This window comes from Cohnella hashimotonis (assembly GCF_030014955.1).
Classification (GTDB): Bacteria; Bacillota; Bacilli; order Paenibacillales; family Paenibacillaceae; genus Cohnella; species Cohnella hashimotonis.
On the sequence record NZ_JAGRPV010000001.1, the window covers coordinates 7,601,539 to 7,616,009 of the forward strand.

General features: G+C 60.3%; 9 protein-coding genes. All 9 read right to left on the reverse strand.

Annotation, left to right across the window (positions count from 1 at the left end):
- Positions 1–40: 40 nt before the first annotated feature.
- Complete coding sequence (locus tag KB449_RS30340) at positions 41–967, reverse strand: AraC family transcriptional regulator (protein ID WP_282911930.1); 927 nt, start codon at positions 965–967, stop codon at positions 41–43.
- A gap of 44 nt (positions 968–1,011) precedes the next feature.
- The gene (locus tag KB449_RS30345) at positions 1,012–2,022 is read right to left on the reverse strand and encodes a zinc-dependent alcohol dehydrogenase (RefSeq protein ID WP_282911931.1); all 1,011 of its coding nucleotides are present in this window, start codon (positions 2,020–2,022) and stop codon (positions 1,012–1,014) included.
- Positions 2,023–2,173: 151 nt separating this feature from the next.
- Positions 2,174–6,991 carry a golvesin C-terminal-like domain-containing protein gene (locus KB449_RS30350; RefSeq protein ID WP_282911932.1) on the reverse strand — a complete coding sequence of 1,606 codons (4,818 nt, stop codon included), beginning with the start codon at positions 6,989–6,991 and terminating at the stop codon, positions 2,174–2,176.
- Positions 6,992–7,324: 333 nt separating this feature from the next.
- On the reverse strand, positions 7,325–8,893 hold the full coding sequence (locus KB449_RS30355) for an extracellular solute-binding protein (RefSeq protein ID WP_282911933.1): 1,569 nt from the start codon (positions 8,891–8,893) through the stop codon (positions 7,325–7,327).
- Between the two features lie 33 nt (positions 8,894–8,926).
- Positions 8,927–9,799 carry a carbohydrate ABC transporter permease gene (locus tag KB449_RS30360; protein WP_282911934.1) on the reverse strand — a complete coding sequence of 291 codons (873 nt, stop codon included), beginning with the start codon at positions 9,797–9,799 and terminating at the stop codon, positions 8,927–8,929.
- Between the two features lie 19 nt (positions 9,800–9,818).
- Complete coding sequence (locus tag KB449_RS30365) at positions 9,819–10,730, reverse strand: ABC transporter permease (RefSeq protein WP_282911935.1); 912 nt, start codon at positions 10,728–10,730, stop codon at positions 9,819–9,821.
- 88 nt (positions 10,731–10,818) lie between these two features.
- The gene (locus tag KB449_RS30370) at positions 10,819–12,636 is read right to left on the reverse strand and encodes a cache domain-containing sensor histidine kinase (RefSeq protein ID WP_282911936.1); all 1,818 of its coding nucleotides are present in this window, start codon (positions 12,634–12,636) and stop codon (positions 10,819–10,821) included.
- A gap of 5 nt (positions 12,637–12,641) precedes the next feature.
- Positions 12,642–13,529, reverse strand: a complete 888-nt coding sequence (locus KB449_RS30375) for a response regulator transcription factor (RefSeq protein WP_282911937.1) — start codon at positions 13,527–13,529, stop codon at positions 12,642–12,644.
- 123 nt (positions 13,530–13,652) lie between these two features.
- Entirely contained in the window at positions 13,653–14,423 is a 771-nt protein-coding gene (locus tag KB449_RS30380; protein ID WP_282911938.1) for a phytanoyl-CoA dioxygenase family protein, read from the reverse strand.
- Between the last annotated feature and the right edge of the window lie 48 nt (positions 14,424–14,471).

Genomic DNA, 14,471 nt, shown 5'->3' on the forward strand with positions numbered 1-14,471 from the left:
CACCCGCACGGCCCCCATTCGCCCGCCGCTTGCCTGGGCTTCACGCTTCGCCCTGCTTGCTCCCAAAATGCGAGGCAGCGATATCGCTGCCCCGCCGCTTCGCGCCGGAAGCCCGAAACTCGCTGGGCGTCACGCCCACGCTCGCTTTGAAGGCCCGGCTGAACGGATGAATGCCGGAGAACCCTACGTCCTCGGCGATTTGGGTCAGCGTCAGCCGGCTCTCCAGCATTCGCAGCTTCGCCTGTTCGATCCGGACGTGCGTCACGTATTTGTGGACAGTGGTCTTGAGCTGATCCTTAAATAGCGCGCACAAATGATTGGCGGAAATGCCCGCTTGCGCGCCGATGCCGGCATTATCCAACTGCGGATCCCCGTAGCGCTTGTTGATGTAGGCCAGGCTTTTTTCGATGGACACCCAGCTTCTGGTCATCTTCCCCTCGCGGCCCTGCCCCTCGGCCTGGCACTTGAAGAACGCGTACAACAGCTCCGTGCAGAGCGCCTTCAGCAAAAGCGATCCGTGCGGGCCGCCGCCGTCGGCATGCACCTGTAGCATCGTCATGAGCCTGCGCTTCAGCTCGAACCGGTCCTGCGGCCGCACATGGGCGATCGGCACGATCGATGCCAGCGCCGTCTCCTTTTCCGCGACCGCCCGCTGCCTGTCCGTCATCGTGCCAAGCTCTCTCCACGTGCTCCGCTCTTTGTCATAATAAAGATCGAAGTGGCAAACCCACTGAATCAAAGGAATATCCGAAGCCGAGCGGATAATATGGGGCATGAAGGACGGCATCAGCAGCAGGTCCCCCTCCTTGACCGCATACTTCACCCCGTTCAGGATGAAGTCGGCCTCCCCCTGCTCGACATACGTAAACACATGGTCGTAATCGATCCACTCCCCGTACAGGGCAGCGGACTCCGACACTTTGACCGCCCGCACGAAAGGAGAGACGGTATGCATCCAAGCTTCCATCGCCCGCCACTCCCCATTTGAAAGGCGCTATCCTGTCCCGATTGCTACTGCCGCCAATCGAACAAGACGCCGTGATAACGATCCTTGTCGAATCGGAGCCCCTCATACGCGGACGGCGCTTCCTCCGGTTTCAACACGTGGCTGATCAACGGCTCGATCTTCAGCTTGCCGCGCTGCATGAGGTCGAACACGATCCGGGAATTGCGCACCATGGAATGCTTGACGAACGGGTCCGGCTCGACCGGGAAACGCCACTCGTGCGCGCCCTTGAACGTGATGCAGCCGCGATCGTTCAGGTGGCAATAGTTGAGCACGTCCGTCAGGTCCGCGTTGTGCGCGCCCCGCGGGCTGCCGAGCAGGATGAGCTCTCCCGACCTGGCGATCCAGCCCAGGCTGTCGGCCGCGACCTTGGATAGTCCCGTCGCCTCGATATGCGTCGAGACGCCGACGCCGCCCGTCCATTCGGCCACCCGCGCCTTCCCCTCGCCCAAGCTGCTATCATAGGTCTCGAACAAGCCGCAGATCTCGGCGATGCGCCGGCGCTCGGCGGACAAGTCCATCCCGATGACGTCCGCGCCTTGCAGCTGGGCCAGCTGCGCCGCCATGTTGCCGATTAATCCGAGCCCGGTGACGCTGACCGCATCGCCAAGCTCTATATTAGAAACCCGTACCGAGGTGAAGGCTACCGTCGCCATGCGCGTGAACGGCACCCACCGCAGGTCCAAGCCAGCGGGAACCTCCAGAAACGTGCCTCGCGTCGAGACGACCTGATAGCGGGAATGGTCTCCGTAATGAAAAACGATATCCCCTCTGTTCCAGCGCCGCTCATCCCCGACCGTCTCGACGATCTCGCTGACGGATGCGTAACCCGGCGTTCCCGGCATCCCGAACCAGCTCTCGTTGCCGGACAGGCAGGCCAGCTCCGTGCCCGGGCTGATCAGCGTATACAGCTTCTTGACGACGACCTCGTCGGCCGCCAGCGCCGGCGCGGCGAATGTTCCCTCTTGGACCTCGACCTGCCACGGCTTCGTGAACGCGATGCTTTGGTTGATCATCGTTGCCACACCCTTTAGTTTACTTTAGTTTGCGTTCCTTTCAATGTAACCATTTCGGGCAGGGAAGTCTTTAAGATAAACCCCGATCATTTATCAAAAAGTAAGGGACGGCCTCCGGATTCAAAAGCGAATCCGGAAGCCGCCTGCCAGCTTAACCGACCGCAGTTACGTCCATAACCTCGCTCTCCGTCTTGCCCGCCGCATTGATCAGCTCAGCCCGGTAATGATAGACGCCCGGTGTCCTCCCGGACACGGCGGTCACAGCCGTCTGCGCGTCAGGCGTATGACCGCTCAGCGTCTGCTCGTCGATCAGCTGCCCGTTCTCGTAGAGCCTGTACTTGGCGCCGTTGGTCCCCCACCACATATTCATCGTGACCTTGTACGTCCCGTCGCCGTCCCAGTTGTCGTTCGCCAGCGCCGGCTTGCCCGGATTGGCGTCGCTGACGATGACCGTATGCGGATCGCAGGCGGTAGAGCCGAGTGCATTGACCAGCTCGCAGGTATAGACGTAGGTGCCGTTCTGCCTTCCCGTCAGCTCGATCGTCGCCTGCTGAGCGGCTGGAGAAGCGTCCTTGAGCGCCGTGATATCGATCGGGACGCCATTCTCGTACAGCTTGTATTGCGTGCCGTTCGCGCCCCACCACATGTTCATGGTGACGGCGTAGCTGCCGTCGCGCAGGCCGCTATAGCCGCCGGTGTCGGACAACGCCGGCTTCCCCGGCTTGGCGCTCGCCAGCACGGCCGGCGTATAAGGCCCCGTGCGGACGAACTTGATGCCGTCGGCCAACACGAAGTTGCTGGTGAGGTGACCGTTCGCGATAGACACGCTGCCCGTGGAGCCCTGCAGGAACGCGAAGGTGCCGATTTTGTTCCACTTCCCCCCGTTCTTCGACTGATCCACGAGAATAGCTGTCGTCCCCTCCGCGTCGCGGATCGTGAACGGCGCGTCCGTCGGACCCGCGGTCGTGTGATGCCACTCGTACACGTCGTACATGCCCGCTTCCGGAATAGGCGGCGTATACGTAGCCCTTGCGCCTCCGCCTCTTGTCGTGTTCAGCGCGAAGTCCCCTTTGAACGCCCCCGCGTTCACGCCGGTGTTCCGCCAAGAGGCATCCGAGAAGACGACGCCGGAGGCATCCTTGTTGTCCATCTCGATCGTTACGTTATCCGGTATGCGCGCAAAGGAGACGTTGTCGAACGACACCTTGCCGCTGCCGGCGCGAATCCCGATCCGGACGGAGATGTCCGTCTTAGCCGGCACGACGACGGTCTGCGCGTAATAGGCGTATTGGCCGGTCAGCGTAACCGAAGGAAGCAGGTGCAAGCGATTCCCGTCCGTCACGTCGAGCGCGGGACGAACGCCCGTGCCGCCGTCCAGCTGCTTGATGTAGGCCGACAGCGCGTAAGTGCCCGGTTCGAGCGCGGTAAACGACTGCGTCATATCGGTACACCCGCCCGGTGCCCCCGCCGAGTCGAACGTCAGCGCATACGCGCCCTGGAACGGGCTCGTCGCGTTGACATACGCGTTCGTGCCATAGGCGCCCTCGCCCATTTGCCAGCGGCTCAAGAGAGCGGAGGCGGGGTTCCCCGCGGGATCGCCCGATAGCGACTCGAAGTCGCCGTTGGCGAATTGTGGAAGCAAGTCGCCCGTCCTGACCAGCTTGATGCCGTCCGCCAGAATAAAGTTGCCGGTAGTGGCGGCGAAGTTATTCGTAATGACGATACTGCCCGTCGCGCCCGCTTCGAAAGGATAACTGCCGATGAGATTCCATTTGCCGCCGGTGGTTCCCGTTTGATTTACGGTCGTCTGCGCAGTTCCGTTCGCGTGGTGGATCGTGAACGGAGCCGCCGTCGAACCGGTCGTCACGTGATGCCATTCGTAAACGTCGTACATACCTGCAAGCGGAATATTCGGCGTATACGTGACGCTCGCATTGCCGTCATGGCTCGTATTCACCGCAAAGGTGCCCTTGTTCGCGCCGGCATTCGTCTTCGTATTGTCCCATGCGCTGCCGGGCACGGTACTGGCAAACGTCACGCCCGACGCATCCGAATTGTCCATCAGGATCTCCGCGTCATCCGGCACGCGCTCGAACGACACATCGTCGAAGTCGAGGCGGCCGCTGCCGGACAAGATGCCGATATTGACCGTCAGATTCATCGGATTTTCGACGACGAACGGCTTGGCATAGTACGCATACTCGCCCGTCAGCGCGACCGGCGCCAACTGATGGTCGTTCGTCCCGTCCCAGACGTTCAGCTCGGGCTGGACGTCCGCTCCACCCGCCGACTTGCGGATGTGCGCGGACAGCGCATAGGTACCCGGCTCCGAGACGGCGAACGATTGGCTCATGAACACGCGCCCCGACGCAACGCCTGCGGAATTGAACGCCATGGCGTTCGCGCCTTCGTGAGGACCGTTTTTGTTCACGTAGGCGTTTGTCCCGTAAACGCCCGCGACCATATGCCAGTTGTCGGCCGTGACGGCCGCCGGGCCGCCCATCGGATCGCCCGACAGCTGCTCGAAGCCGCCGTTGTGGATCCACGGCCCCACGGCGGCATCGAGACCGGCAATCTGCAGCGGCTCGCTGCTGACGATGAACAGCGTATCCTTCTTGAACACCGAGCCGTCCGCCTGCACCGGCACGGCGTTCCCGTAATTGTCGACCACCCGGAGGATCTTATTCGCGTTGCCGATCATGACGTTCATCGGCTGGCTGTCCGCCGACAGCACGCTCAGGTACTTTCCGTCCGTCCGGAGCATGTAATGCTTGACGGGAAGCAGCGCTTCTTTTGGAAAGTTAGAATAAGAGCCGACGTAAGCGGCGACCTTGCGTATTTCGTTTTGCAGCACCGCGGTCGTCTGAAAGACTTCCGACGGAGACAAGGTGAAGCGGTTGACGAACATATTATCGCCAGGATGACCCATCGTGAAGTACTTGTCGAATCCATTGCTCAGGAAGTCCAAGTACTTGTTGACCGTGTCATACAGCTTCTTCGCCGTGGTCAGAGCCGTCAAAGGGTAGTACTCCCCCTGCCACAGCTGCAGGTCGGGATGATTCGCCTTCGCATCCCGGTAAGCCGCCAGCACGTCGTTCTTGATGTCCCCCGTACCTGAATAGCCGTGAATGTTGAAGATGTCGTAATAGCCGGCATAAGGCTCCTGGAGCGCATCGATCGTCATCTGGCGGTCGGCGGACGTGCCCGCGACAGGCGAAAAGCCGCTTGTCGAGACATACAGCTCCAGCGCTTCGCCCGTATCGGCTTCGTACTCGGACTTCACCCGCTCCGCCTGCTCGTGGGCGAGCTGGAGCATCCGGAAATACTCGGCCTTCGTGCCCGAGAAGCTGGCCGCCAGATAGGGCGGATGGAAGTTGGCTTCGTTGCCGATCTCGAAGTATTTGACCTTGCCCGCGTAGCGCTTCATCGTCTGATAGACGTAATCCGCCCAATCGTCCCCCGCGCCGGGGACGCCGTTCTGGGACAGAACGTCTTGGGAAACGTAGCGGTCGGCGATGTATTGGTAGTAGGACGGATATCCCGCTGCCGGAATCGCGCTGACCGGCGACCGCGTCGACGCCCAGTTCGGCGGATTGCCGAGCACGGCCAGCACGTCCATGCCCGCTTCGTTCGCGGCGTCCACGTACTGATCCGCGTGCTCCCAAGTGTACTGCCCTTGCGTAGGCTCGACCGCGTACCAGAGGAAGACGCGCGAGTCCTCCCAAGCCCTGGTCGCGTTCGTGTTGATCAGGGCCCAAGGCGACATGCTGTCCTTGTAGTCGGAATGCGTGCCGTAGTAGTCCGCATACACGCCGTCGGCAACCGAAGTCTCGTTGGCAGGCAGTTTGGATATTGCGCTTTTGTAGACGATAGCGTCGCCGGCACCCGAGCTGACGGTCGTCTCCAGGTTCCAGAATCCGACCTTGCCGGCCAGCTCGGGCAGCGGAAGCTCCTCGATTCTATACAGTCCGTCCGCCGGCACGGTCACGGATTGCGTATGGGTAAACGCCACGGCGCCTTCCGGATCGGTCGCCCGGACGGCGACATCGTACGTTCGGGCCGCGGTGCCGTAGTTGACCGTCATGACGGGATAGACCGCCTCTGCCTGTTTGGCGAACACTTGCTTGTCGTTGCGGAAGGCCGGCTTGGCGACGCTGTAACCCGACGAAGCCTGCCAAGGCGTCTCGAATTTCTCCGTCTGCGCGGGTTGGCCCAGCGTAATATCGCCAAGCAGAGACGTATCCGTGCCTTGGCTAAACGAGGCGGTGCCCGTCTCGAGCTCGCTGGCCGCGAGCGCCCGCGTCGAGACTTTCAGGTTGCTGACATTGTAGAGCGCGCCCCGCTCTACGGTGAATTCGTAGGGCATGAATTTCTCCTGCACCGGATCGATGTTGTACGATTGCTTGGCAAGCTGTTGGCCATCCTTATAGATCGCTGCGTAGCCGTTGGGCCCCAGCTTCCATACGAACGCGAGGTTAAAGGACTGGCCGACCGTATAGTTCAAGCTGGCAGGCTGCGCGTACGCGAACGCCCCCGTCGTGCCGGAACCGTTCTTGACGAAAAAAGTCAGCGGCTGTGCGTAGTTCGTACCCGTCGGCTTGCTGGTTGGCGGAGGAATGTGCGCGTTTATCAGCGTATTGCCGGGTCCGCCCTGCTCTGGAATGACGCGGAACAGGAAGTCGTACCAGTCGCCGAATTCCTCGTACGGCTTGTCGAGACGCACCGTCATCTCGATCGTGCCTTCATTGGGATTGAGGATGCCCGGCGCAAAGTCGCGGTACCAAGTCTCGTTGGGGATAAAGTAGTCGGCTTGGTTCGGGACGCTCGTCGCAAGCGTAGAAGCAGCTGCCGATGCCCCCTTCTGCACCGCCGTTGCCGGCGAGACAATCGTCAGCAGCAGGAGCAGACAAACTGCCAACCGTGCGATTTTCCCCTTGCCAGCCGCTGACCGTAAAGCTTTTTTCTCCATCTTCATTTTCCTCCGTTTCGGTCGGATGTGTGGCCCGCATGGAGGGTGAATGTAATCGCTTCCATTTGGACATTCCCACTATAAGCAACGGCGGAACCTGCGAAAACGGGATAAAGCTACGATTAGGTGGCGAAACTTATCGACCTTGCGCGGTTTTTCCGGCTAACTCGCCGCTCCAGGCCCCCTCCCCCAGCTATCCTTCCGCCCCAGTCGCTAGCTTGAAGCCGCAATAAAAAATCCCGGCCCCCTCGCTTGGAGGGCAACCGGGATCGCAGTCTTTACGTGGCAACCCTACTACGCAACCTTTACTACGCAGTCTTTACTACGCAGCCTTCACTTCACGTTGTTATAAGCGTCGTTCAAAGCCTTCTCGACGTCTTCCCCACCCGCTTGCTTCCACTTCTCGAGGAATTGGTCATAGGCGGTCAGCGGCAGCGCGCCGGTGATGATCTTCAAGAAGTATTGGTCGCGCAGGTCCTTCAGCTCCGTGCTCTTCTGATCGACCAGCGGGATCGGCGCGACGAGATCGACGACGTTCACGTACTTGGCCACTTTGGAGACAGGGGTGAAGTATGGGCTAAGGCCGGCGTTCTCCATCCGCTGCAAGCCCAGGTCGACGGTGTCGAACATGTTGTAATACACCTTGTAGGCGATGTTGCTCATCTCCGGGAGCGCTACGTTCTTTCCGTTTTCCTTTTTAAAGTGCTTGCCTTCGATCCCGAACGAGATAAAGTCGATGACGGCCGGATCCGAAGCCTTGTTCAGGAACTGAACGACTTCCTTCGCATGCTTGCTCGCCTTGGGAATGATGAAGTACTTGGAGATCGTGGACGAAGCGCCCATCCCGAACGAGCCGTTGCTGCCCGTCGGCGGATCGATGTACGCCAGATCGCTGTTCGCGTTCTTCTCCTTTGAAGCGGTGACGATCGCCGGACCCTCCCACCAACCGAGCGTGGCCAGCGCCGCCTTCCCGTTCGACAGCTTCTCCTTCACGTTATCCGTCTTGTTGACGACGGACTCCTTGTCGATCAGGCCTTCCGCAAACAGCTTGGAGGCAAAGGCCAGGAAGTCCTTCGCTTCCGGCTGCGCTGCCGTGTAGACGACTTTGCCGTCCTTCTGCACGTAGTCGACGGGCGGATAGAACATGCTCGCGATCGCCTCGAGTCCGGTCAGTCCTTCCGACAGGTTGGCCGTATAAGGCGCCATGTCGGGCTTCTTCTCTTTGATCGTCTTCAGCGCGTTGTAGAATTCATCCTGCGTCTTCGGCAAGCCAAGTCCCAGCTCCGCCAGGACGTCCTTGCGCGCCGTCAAGCCATAGGATGCATTGCTGTAGCTGAACGTGCGGATGGCGTAGATCTGGCCGTCCCACATGGCCGATTTCCACTGCTCCGGCGTGAGCAGCGACTTGATATTTGGACCGTCCTCGTCGAGCAGCGCGTCCAGCGGCGTTAGCAGCCCTTGCTGCGCGAAGTTGCCAAACTGCGCCTTCTCGGAGTTGCCCATGATGATCAGGTCCGGCGTATCGCCCGAGGCCATGAGCACGTTCAGCTTCTGGTGAAGCGCTTCCGCATCCTTCGGCATGAGTTCCCATTGCACGTCGAAGCCCGTTCTCTCGCGGATGCCGTCCGCGATCTCATTGTGGTTGACGTCCTTCCCGCTCGGGAACTCGGCGATATTGTTCGGCACCAGAATCTTGAGCGTGACCTTCTGCCCGCTTGCAGCCGGACTGCCGGAGGAAGCGGAGGACGCAGCGCCCGAGGAGGAAGCCGCCGAGGACGAGGCAGCCTCGCTGGCGGACGAATCCGAGTTGGCGTTGTTCCCTCCGCAGCCGGCAAGCGCCGAAGCCACCAACGGTATTGCCGCAAGCCCTACTGCCGAACGCATGACACGGTTGAATTTCATATCCCTGTCTCCCCTTTGCTTATAGTTGCTATATTAGCCTTTTACGGCGCCAAGCACGATCCCTTTGACAAAAAAGCGCTGGAGAAACGGATATACGAGCACGATCGGCAGCGTAGCGGCCACGACGACCGCGCCGCGGATCGATTCCTGCGCCACCTGCGTCTGGGCCATCATCTCGATGTTGTTGCTCGCATCCGACACGCTCATGATGACTTCGCGCAGGAACACTTGCAGCGGAAGCCGCTTCGCGTCGCTGATGTACATCAGCGCATCGAAGTAGCTGTTCCAATATTCGACCGCGCAGAAGAGCGCGGTGGTTGCAATGACAGGCGCTGCCATCGGCATCATGATGCTGAACAGAATCCGGATATTGCTCGCGCCGTCCATTTTTCCCGATTCCTCCAGACTGTCGGGGATATTATAGAAGTACAGACGCACGATGATCATATTGAACGGACTGACCAGCCCCGGCAGCATGAGCGACCAGAGCGAATTGATAAGCCCCAGATTCTTGATCACTAGATAAGTGGGCATGATGCCCGCCTGAAACAGCATCGTGAAGACGAACAGCATCATGATGAGCTTCTGCCCCGCCAATCGGCTGCGGGATAAGGCGTAGCCGGTGAAGACGGTCAGCGTGACGTTGATCAGCGTGCCGACGACCGTAATCAGGACCGAGTTGCGGAACGAGCTGAGGAACTTCGGGCTGCCCAGCACGATGTTGTACGCATCCGTCGTAAAATGGACCGGCCAGATGCCGACGTCGCCCGCCACGACGTAGCTCTCGCCGCTAAGCGACTTCGCCACGATATTGAGCACGGGAATGAGGCAGACGAGAATGCCCAAGACGAGACCGGCATAGACGCAAATTTCGTAGACGACTTCCCCTTTGGTTCTGAGCCTCATGCGGCCACTTCCTTTCTGCCTACCAGAGGCTTCGCTCCCCGTACTTTTTGCTGAAGTAGTTCGCCGTGAAAATCAGCCCCATGCCTACGACCGACTGGAAGAGCCCGATCGCCGTCGTGTAGCTGTACTGCAGGTTGCCCAGGCCCATGCGGTAGACGAACGTGCCGATAACCTCGCCGACGCCCGCGACGAGCGGATTGTAGAACATCAGCACCTGCTCGACGTCGTTGCCGAGCGCGCTGCCGACCCGCAGGATGACGACGAAGAAGATGACCGACCGGATGCCCGGCAGCGTGACGTGCCAGATCTGCCGGAAGCGGCCGGCGCCATCCATGCGGGCGGCTTCGTATTGCTGCGTGTCGATGGAGAGGATGGCGGACAGGTAGATGATCGAGGACCACCCCGTCTCCTTCCAGGCCGCCGACATGACGAGCACGCTGCGGAAGAAGCGTTCGTCGGCGATCATCATCGTGTCCTGCATCCCCAGCAGGTCGAAGAGATCCTTCAGAATGCCCGTCTGCGGGGATAAAAGGTTGATGAAGATGGTGCTGATGATGACCCAGGACAGGAAGTGCGGCAGGTAGGTAATCGTCTGCGCGGCCCGCTTGAACGCGACGTTGCGCACCTCGCTGATCATCAGCGCGAGAAGGATGGGCAGCGGGAACTGGAAGATGAGCTTGTACAGGTTGATCAGCACCGTATTGCGCAGCACCTGATAAAATTTGTCGTCGTGCAGCAGCGCCTCGAAGTTCTGCCAGCCGACCCACGGGCTGCCCCAGATCCCTTCTCCGAGCCGGTAATCCTTGAACGCGATGATCGCGCCGAACATCGGGACGTACTTGAAAATCAGCAAAGCCGCGAGACCGGGCAAGAGCAGCAAGTACAGGTCGTAATCCCGAAGCGCGGCGCGCAGTCGGCTTCGCTTGCTCATTTACACACATCCTTCTCCTTGATGGAATCGCTTTCAACCCTGTGGCTTCAGTATAAAAAAAGAGAGCCGCCCCTTAAACGGGACAGCTCTACGAATAGGTGGCGGATCTTACGCCGTTGCGCAGCGGGTCGACGGGGGCGGTCTTCAGCTTTAGGCGCACGACCGTGCCGGCCCCCGGTTTGCTGCGAATGGACACCCCGCACGCGGGGCCGTAATACAGCTGAAGCCGCCGGTGCACGTTGCTGAGGCCGTACCCGCCGACCGTGCCGTCCAGCACGCCAGCTGCCGTCTCCCGGTCCATGCCTGCCCCGTTGTCCGCGACCAAGAGGACGATCTCGTCGTCGACCAGCCGGCCGCGCAGCAGGATCAGGCCGTCCCGGCCGCCCGCTTTGTTGATGCCGTGGATGATCGCGTTCTCCACGACCGGCTGCAGGATCAGCTTAATAATCTCGATGTGCTGCAGCCGGGGATCGAATGAGAATTCCGTGCGCAGAGCGCCGCCGAACCGGACGTTCTGGATATCGACGTATGCCCGGACGTGCTCGATCTCCTTTTCAAAAGGGATTTTATCCTTACCCCGGTTGAGGCCGATGCGAAAAAACTTGGACAAATCCGTTACGACCCTGGCAATGTCCGGCGCGCTCGACTTGAGCGCCATCCACTTGACCGAGTCGAGCGTATTGTAGAGGAAGTGGGAGTTGATCCGTCCCTCCAGCACCTTCATCTCCTCCTGCTGCTTGTGCTGCGTGACGCGGTACACTTCGCCGATCAGATTCTCGATCTGGCCGGACATCTTGTTGAACCGCCGCTGCAGCAAGGAGATCTCGTCGCGCCCTTCGATTTTTACCGTTTCCCCGAAATGTCCGTGCTCGATGCCCTTCATCTTATCCGCCAGAACGGACAATCGCCGCGTGATTCGGCCCGACAGCAGAAAGGCGAGCGCCGTGGCCAGCGCGATCAAGCCGATCGACAGGAGCAGGATGTAAACGCCGAGCATGTCGCTCTGATCGGCGATGTTCACCGTCGGGATAAGCGCGACGATTTTCCAGTCGACGTTGTCCAGCTGCTGGACCAAGTACAAATACGTCTTGCCGTCGTATTGAATCGTCCTCGCTTCCCGGTCCGTTCCACCGCCGAGACGCAAAATGTCCGAGAGCGGCGCCTTGTCGATGCCCAGCCGCTCCGGCTCGTGGGCGTAGGAAGCGATGACGGATTGATCCTTGATCAGCATCGCCTTGTACGGCAGCGCGAGATTCATGTTTTGCAGCACATCGGTGAACGTTCGCTCCTCCACGTCGATCGCGATGACGCCGAGCGAGGTCGTGACGTTGTTGAAGTCCTTCATCAGCCGCTGCAGCGAAATAATGCTTTTCGTCCCGGCGTCCAGATACGAGGTCGGACCGAGATATTTCCAGGCCATCATGTTTTTTGCCTCGCCCAGCTCCCGGCGGTAGCCGTCGAATTCACTGTCGCTGAGTCCGAAAAGGCTGATGTTCTCGGTCGTGTACAGCGCCGTGCTGGGCACGAGCAGCCGGATGCGGAAGATGTTGCGGCTCGTCTCGAGGTTATGCAGGATTTCCTTGATGTCCTTGTAGTCGTCCATGACCTGCCCGGTCGTCAGCTCGGACGCGCGGGCGCGCCTCAGCATCTGCTGCAGCTTGTCATTGGTGTATACGATGTACGAGATGTTCTCCACCTCGGTCATCCGGTAGGACAAGTTGATCGACGTCTGCCGCAGCGCTTCGAGGTAGGCGCGGCTGGTCTGCTCCTGAATGATCGAGGACGATTTGCGGTAGGAAAAAAAGCCGATCGCGACCGTCGGCACGAGCACGAGCAGCGCGAACGCCACGAGCAGCTTGCTGCGGAGACTCGTGCGCGAGTCGAACCGGCCGATCCATCGCCACATCCGCTTCACGCCCGATCCCTGAACTCGCTTGGATTCATGCCGACTTCGCGCTTGAATAGCTTCGTGAAGTATTTGCCGTCCTTATACCCGATGCGCTCCGCCACGTGCTGCACGAGCAGGCCCGGCTCCTCTCTGAGGAGCCGCTTCGCCTCGGCCAGACGGATCTGCGTGATGTAATCGTTTACAGTACTGCCCGCATTTTTCTTAAAAAGGTTGGCTAGATAGTTGGGCGACAGATGAACCGCTTCGGCCACCTGCGCCAGCGTCAGTTCTTCCCGGAACGCGGATTGAATGTACGCCTTCACGGCCCGCACGGCTTTGCGTTGGTCTGAGCCGTTAAGGGAAGCGAGCTCGCCCCCAGCAAGCAGGTCGTCCAGCTCCGCATAGGCGTCCAGGCCCGTTGGCTTCGCCGGTCCCGCGCTCAAATTTTCCACCAGCCGATCCCGGACCCACGCCTGGGACAGCTCGTTCCTGCGCTCCAGACTGCGCAGACGCTCCTCCCGGCTCCGCTCTTCGTCCAGATCGCCTACGACCTTGCGGACGACCTCCGCGAACTCTTCCTCATGGAAGGGCTTGAGCAAGTAGTCCACCACCTGCAGCTTGAGCGCCGACCGGATATAATCGACGTTCTCGTGGCCGCTGATCATGATGACCTTGATCGCTTTGTCCTTGATGTCGGCCTGCATCCGGCGCGCCAGCTCGATGCCGTCCATCTCCTTCATGACGACGTCCGTGATCACGATGTCCGGCCGGATCCGGCCCGCCAGCTCCAGCGCTTCCTTGCCGTCCGAAGCCGCCGCCGCCAGGTTCAGCCGGTAGGACGCCCAGTCGATGCCGAACCTCATTCCCTCGCGGATGACCTCCTCGTCTTCGACGATCATGCAGGTGTACATGGCCGCTCCCCCTTCCCGCTGCTCTCCACATAATATAACGTCCGGCCGGTCTGCTTGTCATGCCGTTCCTTTAGCGCCCCAAACGGCGCAAAGACCTTCTCCGTCCGGAGAAGGCCGCCAGCCTTACAGCAGATAGTACTCGCCCGCGTCCTTGCCGATCAGCGAGTAGCGCTGGAAGTGCTGGTAGTGCGCCTTGTACAACTCGCCGTCCTTCGCGGGAGAGTAGGTCAGGAAGAGCTGCTTGCGGCTGTATTCCGACAGGTTCGGTCCGCTCTGATGCGGCGTGAACGAGTGGAAAATGATGACGTCGCCCGGGTTCGTCGCGACGATATGGCCGGTGGCGGGATCGATCTCGGCGATCTCCGCCGCGTTCATGTTGCGCAGCTCGCCCGCCGTCGAGCGCAGCCTGTCGTGGTAGCCGGAGAACAGCTCCAGTCCGCCGTTCTCCGCGGTGGCGCCGTCGATCGCGACCATGACGGAGATGAGTCCCCCGATCGGGAAGCCCTGCCACCAGGACGCGTCCTGGTGCATCGAGTACCCGTTCGCGCCCGGCAGCTTGAAGATCAGCTTATCCTTGAAGAGCTTCGGCTCGTCCAGGTAGATGTCCCGCAGCGGCGCCAGCAGCCGTTCGTCCTGCACGAGGTCGGCGAAGACCGGGGAAATGTCGTGAACCGGATCGAAGCGCTCGATCTTCGTCTCTCCGTTCGCATAGCTCTTGTACCCGGCGCGGATGTTTTTCGGATCGGTGTAATCGGAGAGGGTGAGCAGCTTGTCGCATTCGATCTGCATCACCTTGGCCTCTGCTTCGGAGAATACGTTGCGCAGGACCAGGTAACCTTGGCGATTATAGTCTTCCAGCTGCGTCTTGCTCAGAAAGTTAAGCTTCTGTCTCATTTTCGTCAGCCTCCATTTTTTTCTCTTGGTTATTTTCTGATCGCTTTC